This window comes from Nonomuraea sp. NPDC049625 (assembly GCF_040675285.1).
Lineage (GTDB): Bacteria > Actinomycetota > Actinomycetes > Streptosporangiales > Streptosporangiaceae > Nonomuraea > Nonomuraea angiospora_A.
Genome location: NZ_JBFAOQ010000004.1, coordinates 78,287 through 103,350 on the forward strand (window position 1 = coordinate 78,287; position 25,064 = coordinate 103,350).

The window sequence follows — 25,064 nt, forward strand, 5'->3', positions numbered from 1 at the left end:
CATGTTCCTCAGGCGACCGACCAAGGAAGTGGGAACGCTGCCGCAGTGGCGGCTGATGTGGCGGCAGTTCCGCAGGCACCGGCTCGCGCTGGCCGGGATGGCCATCCTGGTGCCGGTGTATTTCGTGGCGATCTTCGCGGAGTTCTTCGCGCCGATGTCCAGTTCGACCGCGAACACGTCGATGACGTACGCGCCGCCGCAGGTGCTGCGCTTCTCGGGCGACCTCGGCCTGTACGTGCACGGCTACCGCACCGAGCGCGACCCGAAGACGTACGAGCAGCGTTACACCGAGGACCCCGGGCAGCGGATCGACGTCGGGTTGTTCGTGCACGGCGACGAGTACGAGCTGCTGGGCCTGATCCCGTCGGACCTCCACCTGATCGGCCCGGTCACCAAGGGCGAGCCGGTCTTCCTGCTGGGCTCCGACCAGAACGGGCGCGACCTGCTGTCCAGGCTCATCCACGGGGCCCGGGTGTCGCTGTCGATCGGCCTGGTGGGGGTCGCGGCCAGCTTCTTACTCGGCATGCTCATAGGCGGCATATCCGGATATTTCGGGGGCGGCGTGGACAACGCCGTGCAGCGGGTCATCGAGTTCCTGATCGCGATCCCGACGCTGCCGCTCTGGATGGCGCTCTCGGCCGCGCTCCCGACCGACTGGGGGCCACTGACCAGGTATTTCGCCATCACGGTGATCCTGTCGCTGATCGGGTGGACCGGGCTGGCGAGGGACGTGCGCGGGCGATTCCTGTCGCTGCGCGAGGAGGACTTCGTCATGGCCGCCCGGCTGGACGGCGTGGGCCGGCTGTCGATCATCTTCCGGCACATGATCCCGTCGTTCGCCAGCCACATCATCGCGTCGCTGTCGCTGGCCATCCCGAGCATGATCCTCGGCGAGACGAGCCTGAGCTTCCTCGGGCTCGGCCTGCAGGCGCCGGCGGTGAGCTGGGGCGTGCTGCTGGAGGGCGCCCAGAACATCCGCGTGGTCGCGAACGCCCCCTGGCTGCTGGCGCCGGGCGTCGCGGTGGTGGTGGTCGTGGTGGCCATGAACTTCTTCGGTGACGGTCTGCGCGATGCGGCGGACCCATACGGGAACAGGAGGGTCCGGCGTGGCCGCAGACGACGTGCTGCTTGAGATCGAGGACCTGCGCACCCACTTCCTGCTCGACGACGGCGTGGTCTGCGCGGTGGACGGCGTGGACCTGCGGGTGCGCAAGGGCGAGACGCTGGCCATCGTCGGCGAGTCCGGCTGCGGGAAGAGCGTCATGGCCCGCTCGATCCTGCGCCTGGTGGACCCGCCGGGCCACATCGAGGGCGGGCGGATCACGCTGCACCGCGAGAGCGGCCCCGTCGAGCTGGTCGGCGCGAACCGCCGGCTGCTGCGGCAGGTCAGGTGGCGGGACATCGCGATGGTGTTCCAGGAGCCGATGGCCTCGCTGAGCCTGGTGCACACGATCGGCAGCCAGATCGTCGAGGCGGTCCGGCTGCACGAGAACGTCGGCAAGGCCGCCGCCCGGCGGCGCGCGATCGAGATGCTCGACCGGGTCGGCATCCCCATGCCGCAGCGCCGGGTGGACGCGTACCCGTTCGAGCTGAGCGGCGGGATGCGGCAGCGCGCGATGATCGCGATGGCGCTGTCCTGCCGGCCGAGCCTGCTCATCGCCGACGAGCCGACGACGGCGCTGGACGTGACCACCCAGGCGCAGATCCTGGAGCTGCTGCGGGACCTGCAGGCGGACTTCGGCATGGCGATCATGATGATCACCCATGACCTGGGGGTGGCCGCGCAGGTGGCCGACAGCATGGCGGTCATGTACCTGGGCCGGGTCGTGGAGTACGGGGCGGCCGAGCAGGTGCTGGCCGCGCCCCGGCATCCGTACACGCGGGCGCTGCTGCGCTCGATGCCCCGGCTCGGACGGGCCTCGCGGACCCGGCTGACGGCCATCAAGGGCATGGTGCCCCCGCCGTACGCGCGGCCGGACGGCTGCCCGTTCCACCCGCGCTGCGACTCCGTCGTGGCCGGGAAGTGCGACGTCGTGCTGCCGCGCCGGGTCCCGATGGCCGACCGTGAGGTCTCCTGCCTGCTCTACGAGGAGGAAGCGTGAGCACGGAACCCCTGCTCAGCATCGAGGGGCTGACCAAGCACTTCCCCATCCGCAGCGGGCTGCTGGGCCGCCAGGTGGGCGCGGTGAAGGCGGTGGACGAGGTCGACCTGGCCATCGAGCCCGGCAGCACGCTCGGCCTGGTCGGCGAGTCCGGCTGCGGCAAGACCACGCTCGGCCGGTGCATCGTGCGGGCGCACGACCCGACCGGCGGGCGCATGCTCTACCGGCAGCCGGACGGCTCGGTCATCGACGTGGCGGGGCTGCAGGAGAAGGAGCTCAAGCCGTACCGGGCGCAGGTGCGGATGATCTTCCAGGACCCGCACTCCTCGCTCAACCCGCGCAAGACCCTGCGCGAGATCATCGGCGAGCCGATGCGCGCGCACAGGTACGGCTCCAAGGAGGAGATCGACGAACGTGTCGGCGAGCTGCTCGACCGGGTGGGCCTGCGCCCCGAGTACGCCAACCGCTACCCGCACGCCTTCAGCGGCGGCGAGCGGCAGCGGGTCGGGATCGCGCGGGCGCTGGCCCTGTCACCCCGGCTGGTGGTGGCCGACGAGGCCGTGAGCGCGCTGGACGTGTCGGTCCGCGCCCAGATCCTGAACCTGCTGAGGGACCTGCAGGAGGACTCGGGCCTGGCCTACCTGTTCGTCAGCCACGACCTGGGCATCGTCGAGCACGTCTCGGACGTGGTCGCGGTCATGTATCTCGGCAAGGTCGTCGAGCAGGGCCCCACCGAGGAGCTGTACACGCGGCCGCTGCACCCGTACACCGAGGCGCTGCTGTCGGCGGTGCCCGACCCGGACCCGGCGGCCAAGCGGCACCGGGAGCGGATCAAGCTGCTGGGCGACATCGCCGACCCGGCGCACGTGCCGCCGGGCTGCCCGTTCCATCCGCGCTGCGTGTACGCCAGGGACACCTGCCGTACGGAGCCGCCGCCGCTGCGCGAGATCGGGGGCCGCCGGGTGGCCTGCCACCTGGCCGAGGAGCTGGAGCTGCGCGGCGTGCCGGACCCGGACGTACGGGAGGTGAAGGCATGAGTGATCCGCGCTTCGACGGCGTCGTCAGGCCGTCGGCGGACCTTCCGGGCGCGCGCGAGGCGCTGCTGCCCGCGCCGCACGGCCCGGACAACCACGCGGCCAACCTGCTGCGCACCCGGGGCGGCGACCTGCTGTGCACCTGGTTCAGCGGCCCCGAGGAGGGCCACCCCGGCACCGACGTCATGCTGTCGCGGCTGGCCGGCGACCGCTGGGAACCGCCTCAGGTGATCGCCGCCGACCCGGAGCGCAGCGAGCAGAACCCGGTGCTGTTCGAGGCGGACGGGCTGCTCTGGCTGCTGCACACCTCCAGCGAGCCGTACGACCAGAAGAGCGCGCACGTCGTGGCCAGGACCTCGGCGGACGCCGGACGTACGTGGAGCGAACCCCGGGTGCTGCTCGCCGAGCCAGGGATCTTCGTGCGGCACCCGCCGCTGATCCTGGACGACGGCACCTGGCTGCTGCCCGCCTACCACTGCGGCGCCTCCGGCGACCGCAGCGTCGTCGAGGTCAGCGCGGACGGCGGGCTCACCTGGGCCGAGCACCCGGTCCCCGGCAGCCGCGACCTGGTGCAGATGACGATCGCGCGGCGGCCGGACGGCCGGCTGCTCGCGCTGTTCAGGGACCGGAAGGCGGGCCGCGTCCACGCCTCGGACTCCGCCGACGGCCGTACGTGGTCGGCTCCCGAACGGACCGACCTGCCGAACAACGACTCCTCCGTCCAGCTCACGAGGGTGGATGGCCGGCTCGCGCTCGTCTACAACGACGCGAGCCTGGAGCGCGACCAGTTCAGATGGGTGACCAAGAACGGGGAGCGGCGCAGGAAGGCGCTGCGCACCCCGCTGGTCCTCGCGGTGTCGGAGGACGGCGGCGCCCGGTGGCCGCACCGGCGGGTGCTGCAGGACGCCGACCCCGAGTACTGGCAGAACGAGCTCGGCTACTCCTACCCGAGCGTCATCGACGGCGGCGGCGGACGCCTCCACGTCGCCTTTTCCTACCTGCGGAAGACCATCAAATATCTGGAGATTGACCAGCCATGAGATTCAGGCAGAGCATCTTGTACGGCGCGCTGGCGGTGGCCGTGGCCGTCCCGTCGTACGTCACCGATGACGGCGGCGGCGTGGTGCGGGTGGAGCCGACCGGCTCGTACGCCTGCCGCCAGGACGTGGCCGCCCCCGACCCGAACGTGCCCAAGGTGCACGCGGCCGCGATCGCGCAGGCGCCGACGGGCGACATCCTGACCGTCTACTACGGCGGCACCTCGGAAGGTGCGCCCAACCAGGCGCTCTACCTGTCGCGCCTGGCGGTGGGCAAGAAGACGTGGTCCAAGCCCGAGGTGGTGTTCGACGAGCCGGGCAAGGCCGACGGCAACCCGGTGCTGTGGTCGGACGGCAAGCGCCTCTACCTGTTCTTCGTGACGATCGAGGGACACGGCTGGGAACAGGCCCCGATCCGGCTGATCACCTCGGACGACGGCGGCCACACCTGGAGCCGGCCGACCTACATCCGCAAGGAGTGGGGGTGGATGGTCGGCACCAACCCGATCCGCATGTCCAACGGCGAAGTACTGCTGCCGATCTACGACGAGGCGGGGTCCAGCTCCGGCTTCTACGTCTTCAGCCAGGACATGAGCACGTGGAAGGCGTATCCGGAGGAGCACACGAGCTGGATCAGGACGGCGAAGAGCTCGATCCAGCCGACGGTCGTCGAGGTGGAGCCGGGCAAGCTGGTCGCCTACATGCGCACCGGCGACGGCGCGATCTACAAGAGCGTGTCGACCGACTTCGCCCGCACCTGGAGCGCGCCGGTGGCCGAGCCAATCGGCAACCCGAACTCGCGGATCGCCGCGCTCAAGCTGGACGACGGCAAGCTGGTGCTGGCCTACAACCCCTGGGTCGAGCACCGCTCCCCCATGCGGGTGTCGCTGTCTCCCGACAAGGGCCGGACCTGGGAGAACTCCGTCGACGTGGAGGCGCAGTCGGGGCCGCAGTTCACCTATCCGGTGATGACGCAGAGCAGCGACGGCTTCATCCACATGGTCTATTCCTACAACCGCAACAACATCCGGCACGTCGTCTTCAACGAGTCCTACCTGCGTGACGCCGTGGGCCTGCTGTCGAACTGGCCCGAGCACACGATCACCGAATTCAGGAGCGGCGTCCGGCGGAATGTCGTGCGCCAGTGCAGCTACACGCCTTCCAAGGGGGAGTCACAATGAACCACAAGACCCGCGGGCTCGCGCTGCTCGCGCTCGCTCTGACCGTCGTCGCCACCCCCGCCAACGCCTCGGCGGGCGCATCGACTGGGGAGTGTAAGAACGTCCCCAACAAGTACAACCAGCCGTTCAGCGTCTGTGACGACGAGCTGTTCATCTTCGCCGCCAACTACAAGCCGTTCGAGTCGAGCGTCGACGGGAACAGGCAGGGGACCAGGGTCTTCGACGAGATCATCGGGAACAGGCTGCGGGCCGCGTTCCCCGGCGTAAAGATCAAGTACGCGACGTGGGACCTCCCCGTACGCTACGAGAACCTCAAGAGCGCCGGGGTCACCCCCGACATCATCATCGAGGACCCGAAGTCCCGCATCGACCGCGACCTGGAGCCGATGGGCTGGGTCGGCGACCTCACCCCCGACCTCCAGAAGGCCGGCATCGACCTGAGCAAGCTCAACAAGGCCAGCGTGGAGCTGGTCAAGTCGCGCTCCGACGGCGGGGTCTACGGCGTGCCGCTGTTCATCGACGAGCACGTGCTGCTCTACAACAAGAAGATCTTCGACAAGTTCGGGGTGAAGTACCCCAAGCCCGGCATGACGTACGACGAGGCGTACAACATGGCCAAGAAGCTGACCAGGGACGACGGCCTGGACCACTACAAGGGCTACATGCAGCACCCCGACCAGTACCTGGAGTTCAACCAGCTCGGCCTCTACCCGTTCCAGCCCACCACGAGCGAGGAGCCGAAGCCCGAAGAGGTGAAGGTCAGCATCAGCGGCGACGGCTGGAAGCAGTACGTGGAGAACCTGTACCGCTTCCTGGAGATCCCGCGCAACGACTTCACCACCGTCACCGACTTCTTCAAGGGCGACATGAGCCGGCCGGGGCACCTGGCCATGGCGGTCGAGACGCTGTCGCGACTGAACATGTACGCCGGCAGCGAGCTGTTCATCGAGGACGGGGACGAGGAGTCGTTCAAGGAGCAGGCCAAGAACGTCGACATCGGGGTCACCTCCATCCCGGTGCTCAAGCGGGGCTCCAAGGCGATCTACCAGCCGAACACCCGGGCCGCGTTCATCCCGCCGTCCTCGGCGAAGAAGGAGCAGGCGCTGCAGATCGTCAAGTGGCTGGTCTCCGAGGAGGCCCAGACCGAGCTGTCCAAGCAGGGCATCAAGGCCGTCCTGCAGACCGACAATGTCGTGTCGAACTTCGGCAAGAGCGTCCCCGAGCTGGCCGGCATCGACACCTCGGGCGTGTACTGGGGCGAGAACGCCACCGTGTCGAACTACCAGAACACCGAGTTCTGGGACCTGCCGCTGTACTCGGTCTTCCGCCAGCACGTGCTGCGTGACGGCATGACGGCCGAGCAGTCGCTGACCGTCTCCGAGCAGCAGGACATCCCCGCCTACATCAAGGCGCAGGCCGCCGCCGGGAAGGACTGGTGATTTTTCCGGACACCGTGGAGCGCTGGGGCGTCCACGAGATCGAGCTGGCCGGACCGGCGGGCGGCAACCCCTTCGCGGAGGTTCGCCTGTCGGCCCGGTACCAGTACCGCAACCGCGTCGTGGAGGCCGAGGGCTTCTACGACGGCGACGGTGTCTACCGCGTCCGGTTCATGCCGGACGCGGTGGGTCCGTGGCGGTTCACGACCGTCAGCAACGTGAGTGAGCTGGACGGGCACGCGGGCGGCTTCGAGGTGACGCCCGCGTCCGCCGGCAACCACGGTCCCGTGCGGGCCGTCGGGACGGGCTTCGCGTACGCCGACGGGACGCCGTACCTGCCGTTCGGGACGACCTGCTACCACTGGACGCACGACATGGACGAGGAGCGCGAGCGCGAGACGCTGCGGACGCTGGCGGCCTCGCCGTTCAACAAGCTCCGCATGTGCGTGCTGCCGACCGGGCGGATGGCGCCGCCCGAGGTGCCCTTCGCCGGAGACGACCCCGGCGGGCTGGACAAGACGCGCTTCAACCCGGTGTTCTTCCGGCACCTGGAGGCCCGCATCCGGGACCTGCGGGACATCGGGGTCGAGGCCGACGTGATCCTCTTCCACCCGTACGACGAGGGTCTGCGCGGGGTGGAGGACATGGGGCGCGAGGCCGATCACGCGTACCTGAGCCACGTCGTCGCCCGCCTGGCGGCCTACCGGAACGTGTGGTGGTCGGTCGCCAACGAGTACGACTTCAACCACGCCAAGACCGTCGCCGACTGGGACGACCTGCTGCGGACCGTCGTGCGGCTGGACCCGTACGAGCATCTGCGGTCGATCCACAACGGGACGCGGATGTACGAGGTCGCCTCCCTGTATGACTTCACCAAGCCGTGGGTGACGCACCAGAGCGTGCAGCACTGGGACGCCACGCTGACGGACGAGTGGCTGCGTACGTGCCCCAAGCCCGTGGTGATCGACGAGATCTCCTACGAGGGGGACGCGGGCAAACGCTGGGGCAACATCAGCGGGCCCGAGCTGGTGGACCGGTTCTGGGAGGGCATGGTGCGCGGCGGGTACGTCGGGCACGGCGAGGTGGTGACCGGCGGGCCGGGCCGGCCGTGGGTCGGCAACGGCGGCGAGCTGCGCGGGCAGAGCCCGGCCAGGATCGCGTTCCTGCGCGAGGTCATGGAGGCCCGCCGCGACGGCGTGCACCTGCGCTACCTGGGGCGCCGGCAGCCCTCCTCCGTGACCGTCGAACTCCCGGAAGGGAACCACGAGGTGGAGCTGATCGACGCCTGGAACATGACGATCACCCCGGTGGACGGGGTGCACCGGGACCGGGTGCGCGTCGGGCTGCCAAGCCGGCCGTACCTGGCGCTGCGAATGACGAGGGTGTGATCATGATTTCGCTGGCCACTACCGCGCTCGGCTGGCACCTGCAGGGCGAGAAGCGGCGGGCGCGGACGCTGGCCACGCTGGAGTCGTCGCCGTTCGACCGGGTGCGGATGGCGGCGTTCGCGACGCGGTGCTCGCTGGACTCGCTGGAGGAGCGGGTGGCGGAGCTGGGCGCGATCGGCGTGACCGCCGAGCTGGTCCTGCTGCACCCCTCCGACGGCATCGGGGACGTGGACGCGGCCGCCCGCCTGGTGGCGGAGGTGGTGCCGCGGCTGGCCGCGCACGCGAACGTGTGGTGGTCGCTGGCCGCCGACCCCACCCTTTTCCCCGAAATTTCCGAACACGACTGGGTACGTCTCGCGGATCTGGTCGCCGAGGAGGACCCCGGGCACCACCCGCTGTCGATCACCGCCGAGGCGGGCTCGCCGCTGCTGTGGCGGCGCGCGTTCACGCACGGGAGCGTGGCCGCGCGCAGCCCGCGCGACGCCTGGGTGCTGACGCGCGACCACCACAAGCCGGTGCTCATGGACATGTGCGGGTACGAGGGGGACTCGGACGATCCATGGCACAGCCTGACCCCCGAGGAGGTCGTCGCCCAGGCCTGGGACGGGTCGGTGCGGCGCCGGTACGTCACGCACGGGGAGTCGTACCTCGACGACGAGGGACTGACCTGGTCGGAGGCCGGCGGCACGCTGGCGGGCGCGGCCGTGGCGCGGCTGGGGCTGCTGCGGGAGGTGATCGCCGAGACGCCCGCGCAGGCGCGTTACCGGGATCGGGACGCGCCGATGCTGGAGGTGCCCGGGGAGTTCTACCTGGAGTACTGCGGCGAGCACCGGTTCCCTGAGCGGGTGTACGAGGTGCCGGCCGGGCGGTACGAGGTCGAGGTGATCGACACGTGGGAGATGACGGTCGGCTCGCTGGGGGTCCAGGAGGGCGGGACGCTGACGGTCCCGCTGCCGGCCACCGGGACCCAGGCCGTCCGCCTCAGGCGGCACGCGTGACGGCGTCCGCTGTTGTCGCCGCCCTCACCGAGCCGGGCGGGAAGGTCGTCGAGGTGGTGCCCGGCGAGGGCGGCCCCGAGGTGCGGCTGAGCCACCGCGACGCGGACGGCCCGCACCTGCGGGCGCCGCTGCGCGGCCTGCTCACCGCCTCCACCGGCCGCCCCTGGCGGATCGAGCACCCGGGCTCCGTCCACCTCGCGCCCCTGGGCGAGCCTCTGGTGGCGACGGGGCCGCCCGGGGCCGCACCCGGGGGCGAGGCCCTGGTGGTGACGGCGCGGACGGGGCCGCTCGGGGCCAGGCTGGAGCTGGCCTTCACCCCCGGCGGCCTGCTCACCCTCACCGCCACCTGGCACAACGACTCCGAGCACGAGGTGACCGACGTGGCGGCGGGCCTCCTGCTCCCCCTCCCCACCGACGACGCGAACGTCACCATGCCCGGCGTCCTCTACAACGGCAACCCCTCCTCCGACCCCCACCGCAGGGTCCCCCGCGTCGAGCCGGGCGGCGGGTTCGTGTGCGAGCAGGACCGCCTGCCCATCCCCGCCGTCAACGCCGCCTGGTCCGGCCGGTACGTCAGCCTCTTCGCCCACCCTGCCCCCCGCCGCGACGCGGAGGGCAGGGTCACCTACGACTCCCTGGGCGTCATCAGGTACCCGGGCCTGACGGTGGCCGCCATGACCGGCGTGATCATGTTCGACGGCAGGCCCGACGTCTGCTACGTCAGCAAGGCGGAGGTCGCGGACGACCCGATCGGCTACCGGACCCTGGCCCCGGGCGAGACGATCACCACCAGGCACACGCTCGACTGGGGCGCGGTCGAGCCGCGCGGCCACGGCTTCAGGAAGCTCGTCCATACGCGGATCCACCCGGAGGACGAGGGCGCCCGCCCGCTCGGCCGGGAGGACATCGTCCGGCTCAAGGCCAACGCCATGGACGCGCGCTGGACCGGCCACGGCTACCTCGCCTACGAGGGCACCCGCCACGGGCGGCCCCGGTCGTACCTGTACGGCTGGACCGGCCAGTGCCTCAAGCTCGCGCTGTGCGACGCCCTGCTCGGCCGCCCGGAGCGGACCCGCCGGGCGGCGGACTTCTACGTCGAGGGCAGCCGGACGCCGGCCCCAGGGCTGCGGCACGGCCGGTACCTGCTCGACGAGGGCCGGTGGGAGACGTTCCGCAAGGACGGCGCGGACTTCGTCTCCAGCCGCGCCCACGGCGAGACGGTAGCGGACCTGGCCGGGATCGCGCTGCACTTCAGGGAGGCGGGGCTGCCGGTCCCGCCCGCGTGGGAGGAGGCGGTGGAGGAGGCCGCCGCCTTCTTCTGGCGGACCAGGCTCCAGGAGGGCATCGTCCCGATCGGCTGGACGCCGGACGGGCGGCCGTTCTCGGCGATGGTCAGCGCGGCCGGCATCGCCTGCGTCCAGGCCATGCTGGGCGCGTACCGGCTGAGCGGCGAGCGGGTGTGGCTGCGGCGGGCCGAGGAGGTGCTGGGGCACTATCACCGGCTGCACGCGGCCACGTTCGAGCGGCCGTTCGCGCACGCCACGCTGGACGCCTCCGGCGAGGACAAGGAGGCCGGGATGTACTACTTCCTGGCCGCCTTCGAGCTCTACCGGCTCACCGGCCGCGACCTGTACGCGCGGTGGGCGGAGGCGGCGGCGGACTGGCTGCTGACGTTCGTCTACGTGTGGTCGCCGGAGTTCGACGCGGGCAGCACGTTCGAGCGGCGCGGGTTCAAGGCGTGCGGCTGGCCGTCGGTCAGCGTGCAGAACCACCACCTCGACGTGTTCTTCCCGACCTCCGAGCTGATGGAGTTCGGCCTGCTGACCGGCCGGCCCGGGTACGCGGCCAGGGCCGAGACGATCCTGCACGCCATGGGCCAGGGCATCTGCCGCGAGCCCGGCGACTGGGGCTTCGAGACGCCCGGCGAGCAGGGTGAGGGGTTCTTCCAGACCAACTGGCAGCGCAAGGGCGAGGCGAACACGTGGAACCCGTCCTGGGTGATCGCGCTGCCCCTCTACCACGCGCTGCGCATGAGGAAGGTTCCATGAACGAGGAAGAGGCGTGGCGGTACGCCGACGAGTTGCGCGAGCGCGTGCGACCGCCGGAGTTCCCCGACCGGTGGTTCGACCTCACGGAGTTCGGCGGCTCGGGGGGCACGTGGACGGGGGCGTTCCACGCCGCGATCGAGGCGTGCCACCAGGCGGGCGGCGGCCACGTGCGGGTGCCTCCGGGCACGTACCCCACCGGCGCCGTCCACCTGCTCAGCAACGTGGACCTGCACGTGGAGGCGGGCGCGACGATCCTGTTCAGCACCGACCCCGCCGACTACCTCCCCGCCGTCTACACCCGCTTCTCGGCCATCGAGTGCTACAACTACTCCCCCTTCGTCTACGCCTACGGCCAGGAGAACATCGCGATCACCGGCGCCGGGACGCTCGACGGCGGGGCGGGGCCCGAGCACTGGTGGCCGTGGGTGGGCACGCCGGAGTTCGGCTGGCGGCCGGGCACGCCGCACGAGGCCGACGACTGGGCCGCGCTGCAGCGGATGGCCGCGCGGAACGTGCCCGTCGAGGAGCGCGTGTTCGGCGCGGGCCACTACCTGCGGCCCAACCTGATCCAGCCGTACCTGTGCCGCAACGTGCTGGTCGAGGGCGTGCGGATCGTCCGCTCCCCCATGTGGGAGATCCATCCCGTACGCTGCGAGAACGTCCTGGTCAGGAACGTGACGATCCACTCGCGCGGCCCCAACAACGACGGCTGCGACCCCGAGTCGTGCCGCTCGGTGGTGATCTCGGGATGCGTGTTCGACGTGGGCGACGACTGCATCGCGATCAAGGCGGGGCGCGGCCCCGACGGGCGGCGGGTCGGGGTGCCGTGCGAGGACGTGCTGATCGAGGACTGCGACATGCGTTACCGGTACGGCTCGGTCGCGATCGGCACGGACACGACCGGCGGGATCCGCAACGTCTTCGTCCGCCGCTGCCGCTGGGGCGGGCCCGGCCTGTACTTCGGGCTCTACATCAAGACGAACTCGGTGCGTGGCGGCTTCGTGGAGAACGTCTTCGTCAAGGACATCGAGATCAGCGGGCTGACCAAGGAGGCGGTCTCGATCGACCTCTACCACGGCGACGGTCACAACGGCGACGAGGCGCCGCTCATCCGCAACATCAACGTCGCGGGGCTGCGCAGCGACCGGACGCGCAGCGCGTACCTGCTGCGGGGGTATCCCGAGCAGCCGCTGAGGGAGATCACGATCAGGGACAGCTCGTTCACCGGGGTGCTCCGGGCCGACGTGGCACAGCACGTCGAAGACCTGTCGGTCACCGGCGTCACGGTGACCGCCGCGTCTCAGGAGTAGGTCCCTGGGAGGTATGGCCGGGCGCGCGCGGCGACGGCCGTGGTCAGGCCACGCGCGCCCGGAGATCATGGGTCAGCCGTGCATCGGCGCCCAGACCGTCATCGGGCCCGTCCCCCGGTTCGCCCACGCGTAGTACGGCACGAACGTGAGGTCAACCGGGCCCGCGTGCTCCGGTTCGTGGGGGGCGGCGGCGGTGCGGTAGGGGAAGCCGCCGTCCTCCTCCCGGTGCACGTGGGCCCGGCCGCGCGCGATGACCGGCACCACCTCGTCGGGCAGGCCGGTGACGGCGGTCCCGTCGCGGAGGTCCGCGCCCGCCACGCACAGGTCGTCCACGATGACGCCGGGGTGGTCGGCCTGCTCCAGGCAGTAGACCAGCGGGCCGCGCTCGACGGCCACCTGCCCGCGGGCCACGTCCAGGCGGGGTACGGCCACCGTCAGCCGGGGCCGGATCCCGAGGTCGAGCACGATCCGGTCGCCGGGCCGCCAGGTCCTGCGGACGCGGTGGTAGGTGCCGGGCTCGGCCGGCCGGTCGTCCACGCCGGCGGCGTCGGCCCAGGCGGGGATGCGGGCCGAGAGCGTCCACGGCCGGTCGGGGGTCTCCCTGACCGTGATCTCGATCCGGCCGCTCCACGGGTAGCCGGTCGCCACCTCCAGCACCACGGAACCCGCCCGCACGGTGCCGGGCGCGTACAGGTGGAGCTGGACGCCGTCGCCGTCCCTGGTGGCGAGGTAGTGGTCGAGGGAGGAGAGCAGGCGCATCACGTTGGGCGGGCAGCAGGCGGTGCCGTACCAGTCCTGGCGGCCGCGCGCCGGCGAGCGCAGGTCGTCGGGGTCCGCGCCGGCGCGCACGCGCAGCGCGTTGACGTAGAAGAAGCGGTCGCCGCCGAGCGAGACGCCGGGCAGGACGGCGTTGTAGAGCGTGCGCTCGATCAGGTCCGCGAACCCGGGCGCGCCGGTGGCCAGCAGCATCCGCCACGACCACTGGATGCTGCCGATGGCCGCGCAGGTCTCACAGTAGGCGGTGTCCGGGGCCAGCTCGTGGTGGCCGCCGAACGCCTCGCCGTACCAGTTCGAGCCGAGGCCGCCGGTGAGGTACGTCTTGGTCGCCACCATGTCGTGCCACTGCCGCTCCAGGGCGGCGAGCAGCTCGAGATCGGAGGTCTCCACGGCGACGTCGGCCGCTCCCGCGGCCAGGTACATGGCGCGTACGGCGTGTCCCTCGACCGTGGCGGCCTCGCGCACCGGCACCCGGTCCTGCCGGTAGCCGGGCCCGTGGTGGCCCTTGAGCGGGATGAGCGCGTGGCCGCGGGTGGTGACCTGGCGTGCGGCGAGGTCGAGGTACGCGCGCGTGCCGGTCTCCCGGTGCAGCTCGGCCAGGCCCATCTCGACCTCGGGGTGGCCGTCGAGCGCGTCCGGGGGCAGCGCCGCCGCCAGGTGGTCGGCGAGCCGGGTGGCGACCCCCAGCAGCGTACGGTCGCCGACCGCCCGGCTGCCCGCCACCGCCGCCTGCATGAGGTGGCCCGCGCAGTAGAGCTCGTGGCTGGAGGCCAGGTCGGAGTAGCGCTCGGCGCCGGTGAGCCGGGTGTGGGTGTGCAGGTAGCCGTCGTCGCACTGGGCGGCCGCGACCAGCTCGGACGCCTCCTTGTACGGCCGCGCGAGGTCGTCGTCGTCCGCCCGGCCGCGCTCCCAGGCGAGCGCCTCCAGCCACTTGTAGACGTCGGAGTCGGCGAACACCTTGCCGCGATGCGGGCCCGCCTGCCTGAGGTTGTCGAACGCGCCGGACTCGCGTACCCGCTCGCCGCCCAGCGGGATCGTGACCTCGCGGTTGACCCGCTGCCGCGCCCCCCAGAACCCGCCCTCGACCCGCCCGCCCGCCACGGGACGCAGGGCCACCGCCGCGTCGGGGCCGGGCCGTACGACCGAAGACATCCGATCATCGCTCATACTGCTCATCCTGCCTCAGGGCCAAATATCCAACAAGGGTCGAATATTTATGCTCCACGATGCCGTATCCGGGACCCGCCGACCGGGGTTGCCGTCCCTTGGGGAGGGCGCCCACCGGCCACCCGCCGGAATCGGGGTGGCGGCGCGCACCACCGACCGCCCGTCGAGCGTCGCCGCTTGGAGCGGAGCCGTGCGTCGCCGCTTGGAGCGAGGGGCGTCGCCGCCGCTTGGAGCGGGGCGTGGCGCCGCCGAGCGCGCCGTGGGGCGGGAACGGCGCGCACCCTCGGCCACCCCTTCCCCCCAGAAGGACCTCGGCCGAAGTGCGGGGGTGCGGCTTGACGGGGCGGGAGGGACGACGCACGCTTGATGGGACGTCTATGCATGTATGAATATTTATGCGAAGGGACGCCCATGCCCGAAATCCCCGACACGGTGCTGCTGGAAGAACGGGCCGAGCTGGCCATGAACGCGGTGGCCGGACTGCCCGACCAGGACATGGACGGCATCCCGTACTTCAGCGCCGACCTCCTGGCCCGCCCCGCGGCGCTGCGGCACGGCGACTGGGACTACGGCTCCAGCCACGGACGGCTCCTGGACGCCTGCGTGCTCGCCCGGCAGATGACCGGCAAGGACACCTGGCGAGAGGTGGAGGAGGGGTTCAGGCGGCGGCTGATCGGCTTCTTCGGCGACGACGGGCTGAGCTACCGCCTGGCGCGCCCCGAGGTGGGCTGGCCCCCGAACGCCAACCTCATCGACCAGCGGGCGGTCCTCCTCTCGCTCACCACCTGGTACGTCTCCGACGGCGACCCCGAGGCCAGAAGGCTGGCCGACCGGCACGTGGCCGCGCTCAAGCGGATCGCGATCAAGGAGCGGGACGTGTGGTTCTACCCCGCCTCCGAGTACACCCCCGGCGGCTGGCCCTCGCCGAACGCGATCGCGCTCCACCTCGCCCCCGACCCGGCCTCGTTCAGCGGCCGGCTCATCATGCCGCTGCTGCGCTACCACCAGGCGACGGGCAACGAGGACGCGCTGGAGCTGTGCGGCTGGTTCGCCCGGCTGATCGTGCACAAGAGCGGGGTCTTCAACGAGGACGGCTCCTTCAACCCCGCCCGCGCGTACCGCAGCGCCCACTTCCACACCCGCCTCGGCACGCTCGAAGGGCTCGCCCGCTACGCCCGCCACGTCGGCGACCACGAGCTGACCGCGTACGTCCGCCGCGCCTACGACTGGGCACTCGGGCAGGCCACCGCGTTCGGCTGGACGCCCGGCGACCTGGCCGACCAGCGCTACGAGCACGAGAGCTGCTCCCTGGTGGACCTGATCGGCACCGGGACCACGCTGGCCGGGTCGGGCCACACCGCGTACTGGGGCGTGGTGGAGCGGTTCCTGCGCAACCATCTCGTGGAGTCGCAGCTCCTGGACCTGAGCTGGGTGGAGTCCGCGCCCGACACCTCGGGGGACGAACCGGGCTGGGTCACCCACGTGCGGGTGGGCGAGCGGGTACGCGGGGCCTTCGCCGGGTACGGCGCGCCCAACGACTTCGTCTGCGACGTGGAGCTGGGCCGCGGGCACACGGCCGACGTGCAGGCGTGCTGCGTCGGCTCGGGGCTGCGCGGCCTGTTCTGGGGCTGGAACTCGATCGTCACCGCCGATCCCCACGCCGTCCGGGTCAACCTGCTCCTCACCCGGGCCACCCGGCACGTCACCGTGCTCAGCCACCTCCCCCACGAGGGCCGCGTCGACCTGGACGTCCACGAGGACCTGCGCGAGCTGCGGATGCGGGTGCCCGACTGGGCCGGGTACGCCAAGGTGCGCGTCGCCCGCGAGAGCGGGGGCTTCGACGGGACCCAGGCCGGGGCGTGGGCGCCGGACGGCTATCTGTCGATCCCGGCGCCACGGCGAGGGGAGCGCGTCACGGTCACGTTCCCGGTGCCCGAGACGGCGACCACCGAGGTGGCGGCGGGGCGGGAGTACCGCGTGCGCTGGCGGGGGGACGACGTGATCGGCATCAGCCCGGAGGGGACCGCCCGGCCGATGTACAGCGGGCGCAAGGTCCATCCGACCGCGCCCCGGCGCGACTACGAGCTGGCCCGGCCGGCGAAGGAGTGGGCATGGTGAACTGGTCTCTCCCCGAGGTGCCCGCAGGCGGCTCGCTGCGGCCGTACGACCTGCGCTGCGAGCACCGCGGCACCCCGCTCGGCATCGGCACGCCGGTGCCGAGGCTGAGCTGGCGGCTGGCCTCGGACCGGCGCGGCGACGCGCAGGACGCGTACCGGATCCGGGTCCACGCGCGCGGCGCGCTGGTCTGGGACAGCGGCTGGGTCGAGGGCCAGGACGTCAGCGCCGACTACGGCGGCGCGCCGCTGGCGTCGTTCACCCGCTGCACCTGGACGGTCGAGGCCCGGAGCGAGACGGGGCCCGGCGGGGCGGCGGAGTCGTGGTTCGACACCGGGGTGATGCACCAGGACGAGTGGGTGGCGGCCTGGATCGGCCACGATCCCGAGACCGAGCCGCCGTTCGAGCCGCCCACCGACGAGGGCGAGCCGCGTTCCGCCCGCACCGCGGGCCTGCCCGCGCCACGGTACTTCCGGCGCGTGCTCGACCTGCCCCCGGCGACCGCCGTGCGGATCGCGTGCAGCGCCCGTGGGCTGTACGAGCTGCGCGTCAACGGCCACCGGGTCGGCGACGGCGAGCTGACGCCGGGCTGGACCGACTACCGGCAGCGGGTGCCGTACCAGGTGTACGACGTCACGGACCTGGCCGGCGACGGCCCCGTCTGCGTGGGGGCGATCCTCGCGGACGGCTGGTGGTCCGGCAGCCTCGGCTGGGACATGCGGCAGCAGGCGCAGCGGTACGGCCGGCGCCCGCAGCTGCTGGTCCAGATCGTCGCCGAGCACGAGAACGGCTCCCGTACGGTCGTCGGCACCGACGGGCGCTGGCGGGAGAGCACCGGGCCGCTGCGCCACGCCGACCTGCTCATGGGCGAGTGGTACGACGCGCGCCTCGAACAGCCCGGCTGGGACCTGCCCGGATTCGACGACGCCTCCTGGGCCCCCGCCGGAGTCGTGGACACCGCGCACGACGTCCTCGTCCCGTCCGCCGCCGAGCCCGTCCGCGTCACCCAGGACCTCGTGCCGGTGGACGTCCGCCGAGGCGACGGCCGTACCATCGTCGACCTGGGCCAGAACATCGCGGGCCGGGTCCGCCTGGTGGTGCGCGGCGCCCCCGAGGGCGCCCGGGTCACGCTGCGCCACGGCGAGGCGCTCGACGACGACGGCGGCCTCTACACCGCCAACCTGCGCTCGGCCGAGGCCACCGACCACTATGTGGCGGCCGGGGCGGCGGTGGAGACGTTCGAGCCGCGCTTCACCGTGCACGGCTTCCGGTACGTCGAGGTCAGCGGGCACGCGGACGTCGAGGTCGTGGGGCGGGTGCTGCACTCCGACACGCCGGTCGCGGGCGAGTTCTCGTGCTCGGACGACATGGTGCGGCGGCTGATGAGCAACATCCGGTGGAGCCAGCGCGGCAACTTCGTCTCCGTGCCGACCGACTGCCCGCAACGCGACGAACGCCTCGGATGGACCGCCGACGCGCAGGTGTTCCTGCCGACCGCCTGCTACAACGCGGACGTGGCCGCGTTCTTCACCGGCTGGCTGGCGGACCTGCGGTACGCGCAGACCGGCGAGGGCGCGGTGCCGGACGTGATCCCGCACGTGATGACCGAGCGGCACGGCACGCCCGGCTGGGGCGACGCCGCCACCGTCGTCCCGTGGCACCTGTACCGGGTGTACGGGGACGAGCGGGTGCTGCGCGACAGCCTGCCCAGCATGCGGCGCTGGGTGGACCACGTCGAACGCCACAACCCCGACCTGATCTGGCGCAACCGGACCGGCAGCCACTACGGCGACTGGCTGCAGGCGGGCGGGCGGACCTCGCGCGAGGTGATGGCCACCGCGTACTTCGCGCTGAGCGCGGAGCTGACCTCGAAGGCCGCCTCCGTGGTGGGCGACGTGGCCGCTTCCGCCCACTATGCCGAGCTGCGTTCGAGGATCGGGGAGGCTTTCGTCCGGGCGTTCGTGTCGGCGGACGGCCGCGTCACGGGCGACACGCAGACGGGCTACCTGCTGGCCCTCGCGCACGGCCTGATCCCCTCGCCCCTCGTCCCTTCGGCCGTCGGGCATCTGGTGGCCGACCTGGAACGGCGTGGGCGACGCCTGACCACCGGCTTCGCCGGGGTGGGGCTGCTCGGTCCCGTCCTGTCCGCGCATGGCCACCACGACCTGGCCTACTCCCTGCTGCACGACGACCGCTACCCGTCGTGGGGGTACTCGATCAAGCGGGGCGCGACCACGATCTGGGAGCGGTGGGACGGGTGGACGGAGGAGAGCGGCTTCGGGCCCGTCGCCATGAACTCCTTCAACCACTACGCGCTGGGCTCCGTCGGGGCGTGGCTGTACGGCGGGGTCGCGGGGATCGGGCAGGAGGAGGGGTCCGTCGGGTTCCGCCGCCCGCTCATCCGGCCGCTGCCCGGCGGGCGGCTCCAGTGGGCCGCGGCCTCGTACGACAGCCCGCTGGGCCGGCTGGGCAGCCGGTGGGAGGTGGACGGGAACACGCTCCGGCTGGAGGTCCGCATCCCGCCGGGGGCCGAGGCCACGGTGCACGTGCCGACCACCGATCCGGCGTCGGTCCGCGAGTCCGGCGCGCCCGTGCCCGGTGAGGTCGCCGGCGGGGCGCTGGTGTGCCGGGTCGCGTCCGGCCGCTACGAGTTCACCGCGGCGTGGGAGCGATGACGGAAGGCCGCCCGGTGACAACGTGGCAGCCACCGCCGAGCGGGCCGGGAGCAGCCTGATGACGGGAGGCCGTCCGGTGACCACGTGGGCGGCCGCCGCCGAGCGGGCGGGGGCCGGGCTGCGGGATCTCACCGTACGCAATCTGGTGCGGACCGGCGCGGGCGGGACCGGCCTGCGGGTCCGGCTGACCAACGCGCTCGGGGACCGGCCGGTGACCTTCGGGCACGTCCGCGTGGGTGTCCCGCGCTCCGGGGCGGCGCTGGTGCCGGGGTCGAACCGGACGGTGACGTTCGGCGGGCGGCCGGAGGTGACGCTGGCCCCGGGCGCGACCGTGCTCGGGGACCCGCTGCCCGGCCGGGTGGCCCCCCGGCAGCGCCTGGCCGTCAGCCTGCACCTGCGGGGCGACGGCGGCGTCCTGACCGGCCGCAACCGGGCCACGGCCCCGCCGGACGACGCGGCCTACCGGTCGCTCCCCGGTGACCACGCCGCCGACGAGGACGGGGCCGCGTACGTCGAAGGGGTGGCGGTCTGGCACCGGCTGGACGCGTTGATCGTCACCGCGCCCGAGCCGGTGTCGGCCGTGGCGGTGCTCGGGGACTCGATCACGACCGGGGTCGGCTCCGAGACCGGCCACGGCTGGCCGGACCTCCTCGCCGACCGGGCCCTGCTGGAGTCGTGGCCGCTCTCCGTGGTGAACGAGGGCGTGTCCGGCGGCCGGGTGCTGGCCGCCGGGACGGGACGCGACGCCGAGGCGCGGCTGGCCGCCGAGGTGCTGGCCAAGCCGGGGATCGGCGCCGTGATCCTGCTGGCGGGCGTCAACGACCTCGGGGCGGGCGCGCGGGCGGAGCCGCTCGTCGCCGCCTACCGGCGCATCGTGGAGCGGGCGCACGCCGCCGGGGTACGCGTGATCGGCGGCACGCTCCCGCCGTTCGCGGGCGCGGAGTACCACACGGCCGAGGGCGAGCGGGCTCGGGAGGCGGTGAACGCGTTCGTACGGGACGGCGGCGTGTTCGACGGGCCGGCCGACTTCGACGCGGCGCTTCGCGACCCCGCCGACCCCCGCCGCCTGCTGCCCCGCTACGACTGCGGCGACCACCTGCACCCGAGCGCGGCGGGCCACCGGGCGATGGCCGCCGCGCTCGAACTGCGCGTGTTGCTCGATGCCGCCGGTCAGCGGCCGGGTCTGGGCAGGCGCGCCGCCGGCTCCGGGCGGTGGATGCCCCGGGGGCGGTAGCCGAGCGCGTCGGAGACGCCGAGGTAGTCGGCGAGCAGCCAGATGATGGCCAGCCACATCTCGGTACCCTGCAGCCCCGGCGTGCGGGCCGCGCCGCTCCCCCTGGTCAGGGCGAAGCTGAGGCCCGCCCCGTCGTGCCAGCCACCGACCGCCCGGACGAGGTGCTCCTTCGCCCACACCGCACCCTCCTCGCGGCGGTGCCGGGTCTGCCTGCCCAGCAGCCACAGCGGGTGGATGACGTCGAGCACGTTGCAGGCGTTGCCGGTGTCCGGGCCGAAGTAGCGCGGGTCGCGGGCCTGCGCGAGCACGGTGTCGACGGCCCGCTCCGGGTACGGCACCGGCAGCCCGAACTGCGCGAACGTCCCCCGCGTGAGCCGGTAGAACCCGTTGACCACCTGCAGCCAGCCCGCGTCCGGGTCCGGCTCGCCCCACATCCCGTGGGCCTGGCTGCAGCGGGTGAGCAGCCAGCCGTACAGGGTCTCGGTCTCGCCGCGCACGCCGAAGTCGGCGAGGTTGCGGTGCAGGCCGGTGCCGAACGCGTCCACCCACGAGCCCGCCGTCCAGGCGTTGCGCTCCCAGTCGAGGGCGTCGAGCGAGGCGATCAGGTCCTGGGAGGTGACGTCCGCGACGGCGTGGACCGGGTGCCGGAAGCGGGTGCCGAGCAGGTCGAGGGCGTAGCCGACGCAGAGCACGTGATAGGCGGTGACCCCGTCCAGCTCCGGTGGCCCGGAGGCGTCGAGCTCCGGGACCAGGCCCGTGGCCGGGTCCTGGCGGTCGCGCAGGAACGCGACGATCTCCTCCCGCGCCGGGGTCGGGGGCGGGCCGTCCAGGAGGAGGTCGGCGATCTCCACCGCGTCGCACCAGGCGCGGACGGTCGGCGGGGCGTCCGGGCGGTCCACGTACCGCTCCCCCGTCCAGCAGCGCCCCAGCACGTCCTCCGCCTGCTCCCTGGCACGGGCGGCGAACCCGGCGAGCAGCCCCTCCAGATCGTCCCCCGAGCCGGTGGCGCGGCGGTCGCGGATGCGGCGGGCCGGGTTGCCCGCGACCATGGCCCAGGCGGGCACGTCCTTGGTGACCACCGCGCCCGCGCCGACGACGGCGTGGTCGCCGATCGTCACCCCGTCGAGCACGACCACGTTCGAGCCGATCCACACGTCGTCGCCGATCCGGATGCCCTTCGACGTGGTCGGCTGGCGGAAGACCGGGCGGTCGGGGGCGGTGCCGTGGTTGAAGCCGAGCAGGGACGTGTGCGCGCCGATCCGCACGGCGTCGCCGAGCACGATGTTCCCGCGCACCACGGCGTACGGGTTGACGGTGCAGTCGTCGCCCATGACGACGTCATGGGTGACGTACGCGTGGGCCGCGATGTAGCAGTGGTCGCCCATGCGCAGGCGGTCGGCGTACACGGCGGCCAGCGGCGAGACGAACACCTTGCCCGCCTTGAGGTCGAACCTGGCCCGCAGCTCCTCCAGGTGGCTCTCCTGGGCGCGGCGGTCCTCCTCGGTCGCGTGGTCCCAGAACAGCCACGGGCAGAAGTCGAACTTGGTCGGTTCCGTCATGTGATCAGCATCCTCTCAGGCGGTCAACGTCATCGACCAGGAGTGGCGGCGGACCGGCAGCCGGTACCGCTCGGGCAGGGCGGGGCCGCAGGAGGCGCTGCCGAGGCCCTGCTGCCCGTGGTCCAGGTTCAGCCAGACGCGTCCGGAGTCGCGCAGGTCGTGCGGCCTGCCCGCCGCCTGCAGCGCCTCGCTGGTCCAGCGGCGGGCGGTGAAGTCCAGGTGCGGCTCGCCGTCCACGCGCAGGGTCGGCAGCCCCGCGCCGGACAGCATCAGCCAGCGGGTCTCGACGTGGTTGCCGTTCTCCTGCGGCACCACGTACGGGGTCTGGAGCGCGTCGATCGCCAGCGCGTACCGGCCCACCCGCGCGGCGTCCCGGCTGTCCGCGTACGACTCGCCCGGGCCCCGCCCGAACCACGTGACGTCGGTGTAGCCGCCGGGCAGGGCGAACCTGGCGCCCATGCGCGGCGGGCTCACGTTCAGGTGGCCGTAGGCGGTGTCGTGCCAGTCGCCGACGGGCTCGGCCTCGATCCGCAGGTGCAGCGCGCCGTCGCGCCACTGCCAGGTGTACGTGGTGAGGAAGCCGAGGGTCCGGGTGGCCGGGCCGCTCCGGCCGCGGACGACCAGCGTGCGGTCGTCCGGCCTTTCGAGGGCGACGGTCCGGTGCAGGAAGCGGTCGAGCCCCACGGCCTCCCAGTCGGCGGCGAGCGCGTTCCTGGGGCCCTGGCCGCGGTCGTTCTCGGTCGGGGCCCGCCACACGTCCAGCACCGGCCCGTCCAGCTCGACCCCGTGCAGCCGGACCAACCGCCCGCTCCTCCGATCGAACACCGCCCCACCCAACCGCAGCCCGCCACCCGGCGCACTGCCCGGCGTCCTCGTCGCATCGCCGCCCACCAGGCCATCCGCCGTTCCGCCCGCCAACTGGGAGGCGGTGGGGCCGAGGCGGGACTGGGTGAAGGCGACCACGTGCCCCGCCGGCGCCCAGCGGGTCGCGGCGGCGAGCGCGGCTTCGATCGTGATCCACGTCTCGCCTTCCCCCGCGACCGCCACCTCCGGCAACGGCACCCGCACCGTCTCCCGCGGCCCGCACCCCGGGACCCGCAGCACCCCGCCCTTCGACGCAGGGACGCCGTCCACCTCAACCCACCACCGGAAGTCCAGGTGTCCGAGGTCGATCAGGTCGTGCTTGTTGGCGACCACCACCTCCCCCGCCCCCACGTCCACCGCGATCCCGACCGGCTCGATCGCCTTGCGCAGCTCCGCCAGCCCCGGGGACGGCGTGCGGTCGGGGAACAGCAGCCCGTCCAGGCAGTACCGGCCGCCGTTCGGCTGGTGGTCGATGTCCCCGCCGTGCCGGAAGTACGGGCGGCCCAGCGCGTCGTGCCCCGTCAGCCCGTGGTCGATCCACTCCCACACGAACGCCCCGCAGAACCGCTCGTACGACTCCAGGATCGCCTGGTAGTCGGCCAGGGAGCCGGGCCCGTTCCCCATGGCGTGGGCGTACTCGCACAGCAGGAACGGCAGCCCGCGACGGCGCACGTCGTCGGCCGACCCCGGCACGACCCCGTCCGGCGGGTCCTCCTCGCGCCGCCCGATGCGCTCCAGGTCGTCCAGCGACGGATACATGAGGCTGTGGAAGTCGGAGTGCCGGTAGCTCGGATCGCGCTCGTAGTGCAGCGGCCGGCCGGGGTCGCGGGCCCGGATCCACCGCTCGATGTCGCCGAACGCCGGCCCGCTCCCGCTCTCGTTGCCCAGCGACCAGATGACGACGCTGGGGTGGTTCTTGTCGCGTTCGACCATGCGCCGGGCCCGGTCGAGCAGGGCGTCGCGCCACATCGGCTCGGCCGGCGGGTTGCCCTCCCAACCGGCGTAGATGAACCCGTGGGTCTCGATGTCGCACTCGTCCACCACCCACAGCCCGTACTCGTCGCACAGCCGCAGGAACTCCGGGTGCGGCGGGTAGTGGGCGGTGCGGACGGCGTTGACGTTGTTCCGCTTCATCAGCACGATGTCGCGGATCATGGTGTCGCGGTCGAGGGCCCGGCCGCGTTCCGGGTGGTGTTCGTGCCGGTTGACGCCGCGGAAGAGGACCGGCGCCCCGTTGATCAGCAGCCGCCCGCCGGCGATCTCGACGGTCCTGAACCCGATCGGGAGGTCGATCGTCTCCCCGGCCGCCGTGAGGGTGCCGCGGTAGAGGCGCGGGCACTCCGCGCTCCACGGTTCGACGCCGGGGACGGTGACCTCCTCCCCGGTCGCGACCGCGAGGCCCAGCTCGGGGATCTCGACCAGGCCGGGGGCGTCGGCGGTGACGAGGAGGGTGCCGGAGCCGCCGGAGGCGTCGTAGGAGGCGCGGACGGTGAGGTCGTCGATGCCGCCGGAGGGGCGGGCCAGCAGCTCCACGTCGCGGAAGATGCCCGGCAGCCACCACATGTCCTGGTCCTCGAGGTAGCTGCCGGACGACCAGCGGTGCACGCGTACGGCGAGCAGGTTGCCGCGCGGCCGGACGAGCCCCGTGACCTCGAACTCGAACGGCAGCCTGCTCCCCTTCGAGTGGCCGAGCAACGAGCCGTTCAGCCACACCGTGCCGCAGGAGTCCACCCCCTGGAAGCGCAGCATGGCCCTGCCGCCGGGCCGGCCGTCGGGCCAGTCTTCGGGCAGGTCGAAGTGGAGGCGGTAGTCGCCTGTGGGGTTGCCGTCGGGCAGGTGCGGCGGGTCGATGGGGAACGGGTAGGCGGTGTTGGTGTAGAGCGGGCGGTCGTACCCCTCCAGCACCCAGTGCGACGGCACCCGGATCGTCTCCCAGCCGGTGTCGTCGAGCGCCGGGTCGGGCAGCGAGGGGCCGGTGCCCTCGGCCGTGCCGGAGAGCCGGAAGCGCCACTGACCGTTGAGCGACAGGCGCGGCGCGTCGGAGAGGAAGTCCGCGCGTGCCGCCCGCCGCCCGGAGCCCGGCCCGGGATCTTCGTGGAAGTCAACCATCCGCACGCCCTTCCGCGACAAAACGTTTTA

Annotated in this window: 16 protein-coding genes; 13 read left to right on the forward strand and 3 right to left on the reverse strand. The window is 72.6% G+C overall.

Going from position 1 to position 25,064, the window contains the following annotated elements:
- Position 1 precedes the first annotated feature (1 nt).
- From AB0J87_RS18845 to AB0J87_RS18890, 10 genes are read left to right on the forward strand one after another with little or no spacing between them, the layout of a single operon-like run.
- Positions 2-1,132, forward strand: coding sequence for an ABC transporter permease (locus tag AB0J87_RS18845; RefSeq protein ID WP_355201089.1), 1,131 nt, complete (start codon positions 2-4; stop codon positions 1,130-1,132).
- Positions 1,107-2,102 (forward strand): ABC transporter ATP-binding protein, encoded by a 996-nt coding sequence (locus AB0J87_RS18850; protein ID WP_363966741.1) that lies wholly within the window; start codon positions 1,107-1,109, stop codon positions 2,100-2,102. Before AB0J87_RS18845 ends, AB0J87_RS18850 begins: the two co-directional genes overlap by 26 nt.
- Positions 2,099-3,139 (forward strand): oligopeptide/dipeptide ABC transporter ATP-binding protein, encoded by a 1,041-nt coding sequence (locus AB0J87_RS18855; RefSeq protein ID WP_363966743.1) that lies wholly within the window; start codon positions 2,099-2,101, stop codon positions 3,137-3,139. The genes AB0J87_RS18850 and AB0J87_RS18855 overlap by 4 nt, the downstream gene beginning before the upstream one ends.
- Positions 3,136-4,176 (forward strand): sialidase family protein, encoded by a 1,041-nt coding sequence (locus AB0J87_RS18860; RefSeq protein ID WP_363966745.1) that lies wholly within the window; start codon positions 3,136-3,138, stop codon positions 4,174-4,176. The genes AB0J87_RS18855 and AB0J87_RS18860 overlap by 4 nt, the downstream gene beginning before the upstream one ends.
- Entirely contained in the window at positions 4,173-5,354 is a 1,182-nt protein-coding gene (locus tag AB0J87_RS18865) for a sialidase family protein (protein WP_363966747.1), read from the forward strand. The genes AB0J87_RS18860 and AB0J87_RS18865 overlap by 4 nt, the downstream gene beginning before the upstream one ends.
- Positions 5,351-6,793 carry an ABC transporter substrate-binding protein gene (locus AB0J87_RS18870; protein ID WP_363966749.1) on the forward strand — a complete coding sequence of 481 codons (1,443 nt, stop codon included), beginning with the start codon at positions 5,351-5,353 and terminating at the stop codon, positions 6,791-6,793. Before AB0J87_RS18865 ends, AB0J87_RS18870 begins: the two co-directional genes overlap by 4 nt.
- Positions 6,790-8,178 (forward strand): DUF5060 domain-containing protein, encoded by a 1,389-nt coding sequence (locus AB0J87_RS18875; RefSeq protein WP_363966751.1) that lies wholly within the window; start codon positions 6,790-6,792, stop codon positions 8,176-8,178. Before AB0J87_RS18870 ends, AB0J87_RS18875 begins: the two co-directional genes overlap by 4 nt.
- A 2-nt stretch (positions 8,179-8,180) precedes the next feature.
- Positions 8,181-9,176 (forward strand): DUF5605 domain-containing protein, encoded by a 996-nt coding sequence (locus AB0J87_RS18880; protein WP_363966753.1) that lies wholly within the window; start codon positions 8,181-8,183, stop codon positions 9,174-9,176.
- The gene (locus tag AB0J87_RS18885) at positions 9,173-11,224 is read left to right on the forward strand and encodes a hypothetical protein (protein ID WP_363966755.1); all 2,052 of its coding nucleotides are present in this window, start codon (positions 9,173-9,175) and stop codon (positions 11,222-11,224) included. Before AB0J87_RS18880 ends, AB0J87_RS18885 begins: the two co-directional genes overlap by 4 nt.
- Positions 11,221-12,534 carry a glycoside hydrolase family 28 protein gene (locus AB0J87_RS18890; RefSeq protein WP_363966757.1) on the forward strand — a complete coding sequence of 438 codons (1,314 nt, stop codon included), beginning with the start codon at positions 11,221-11,223 and terminating at the stop codon, positions 12,532-12,534. The genes AB0J87_RS18885 and AB0J87_RS18890 overlap by 4 nt, the downstream gene beginning before the upstream one ends.
- 72 nt (positions 12,535-12,606) lie before the next feature.
- Here AB0J87_RS18890 and AB0J87_RS18895 read toward each other — a convergent pair whose 3' ends face one another.
- Positions 12,607-14,478, reverse strand: coding sequence for a beta-L-arabinofuranosidase domain-containing protein (locus AB0J87_RS18895; protein ID WP_363966759.1), 1,872 nt, complete (start codon positions 14,476-14,478; stop codon positions 12,607-12,609).
- Between the two features lie 411 nt (positions 14,479-14,889).
- Between AB0J87_RS18895 and AB0J87_RS18900 the strand changes: the two genes are divergently transcribed.
- The 3 genes from AB0J87_RS18900 to AB0J87_RS18910 are packed head-to-tail and all read left to right on the forward strand — an operon-like array spanning position 14,890 to position 20,502.
- Entirely contained in the window at positions 14,890-16,596 is a 1,707-nt protein-coding gene (locus AB0J87_RS18900; protein WP_363966761.1) for a hypothetical protein, read from the forward strand.
- Positions 16,590-19,268, forward strand: coding sequence for a family 78 glycoside hydrolase catalytic domain (locus AB0J87_RS18905; protein ID WP_363966763.1), 2,679 nt, complete (start codon positions 16,590-16,592; stop codon positions 19,266-19,268). The genes AB0J87_RS18900 and AB0J87_RS18905 overlap by 7 nt, the downstream gene beginning before the upstream one ends.
- Positions 19,269-19,290: 22 nt before the next feature.
- The gene (locus tag AB0J87_RS18910; RefSeq protein ID WP_363966764.1) at positions 19,291-20,502 is read left to right on the forward strand and encodes a GDSL-type esterase/lipase family protein; all 1,212 of its coding nucleotides are present in this window, start codon (positions 19,291-19,293) and stop codon (positions 20,500-20,502) included.
- Here AB0J87_RS18910 and AB0J87_RS18915 read toward each other — a convergent pair.
- Together AB0J87_RS18915 and AB0J87_RS18920 are read right to left on the reverse strand one after the other, a co-directional pair.
- On the reverse strand, positions 20,439-22,061 hold the full coding sequence (locus AB0J87_RS18915; protein WP_363966766.1) for a DapH/DapD/GlmU-related protein: 1,623 nt from the start codon (positions 22,059-22,061) through the stop codon (positions 20,439-20,441). The genes AB0J87_RS18910 and AB0J87_RS18915 overlap by 64 nt on opposite strands.
- Before the next feature lie 15 nt (positions 22,062-22,076).
- Positions 22,077-25,034, reverse strand: coding sequence for a glycoside hydrolase family 2 TIM barrel-domain containing protein (locus tag AB0J87_RS18920; RefSeq protein WP_363966768.1), 2,958 nt, complete (start codon positions 25,032-25,034; stop codon positions 22,077-22,079).
- Between the last annotated feature and the right edge of the window lie 30 nt (positions 25,035-25,064).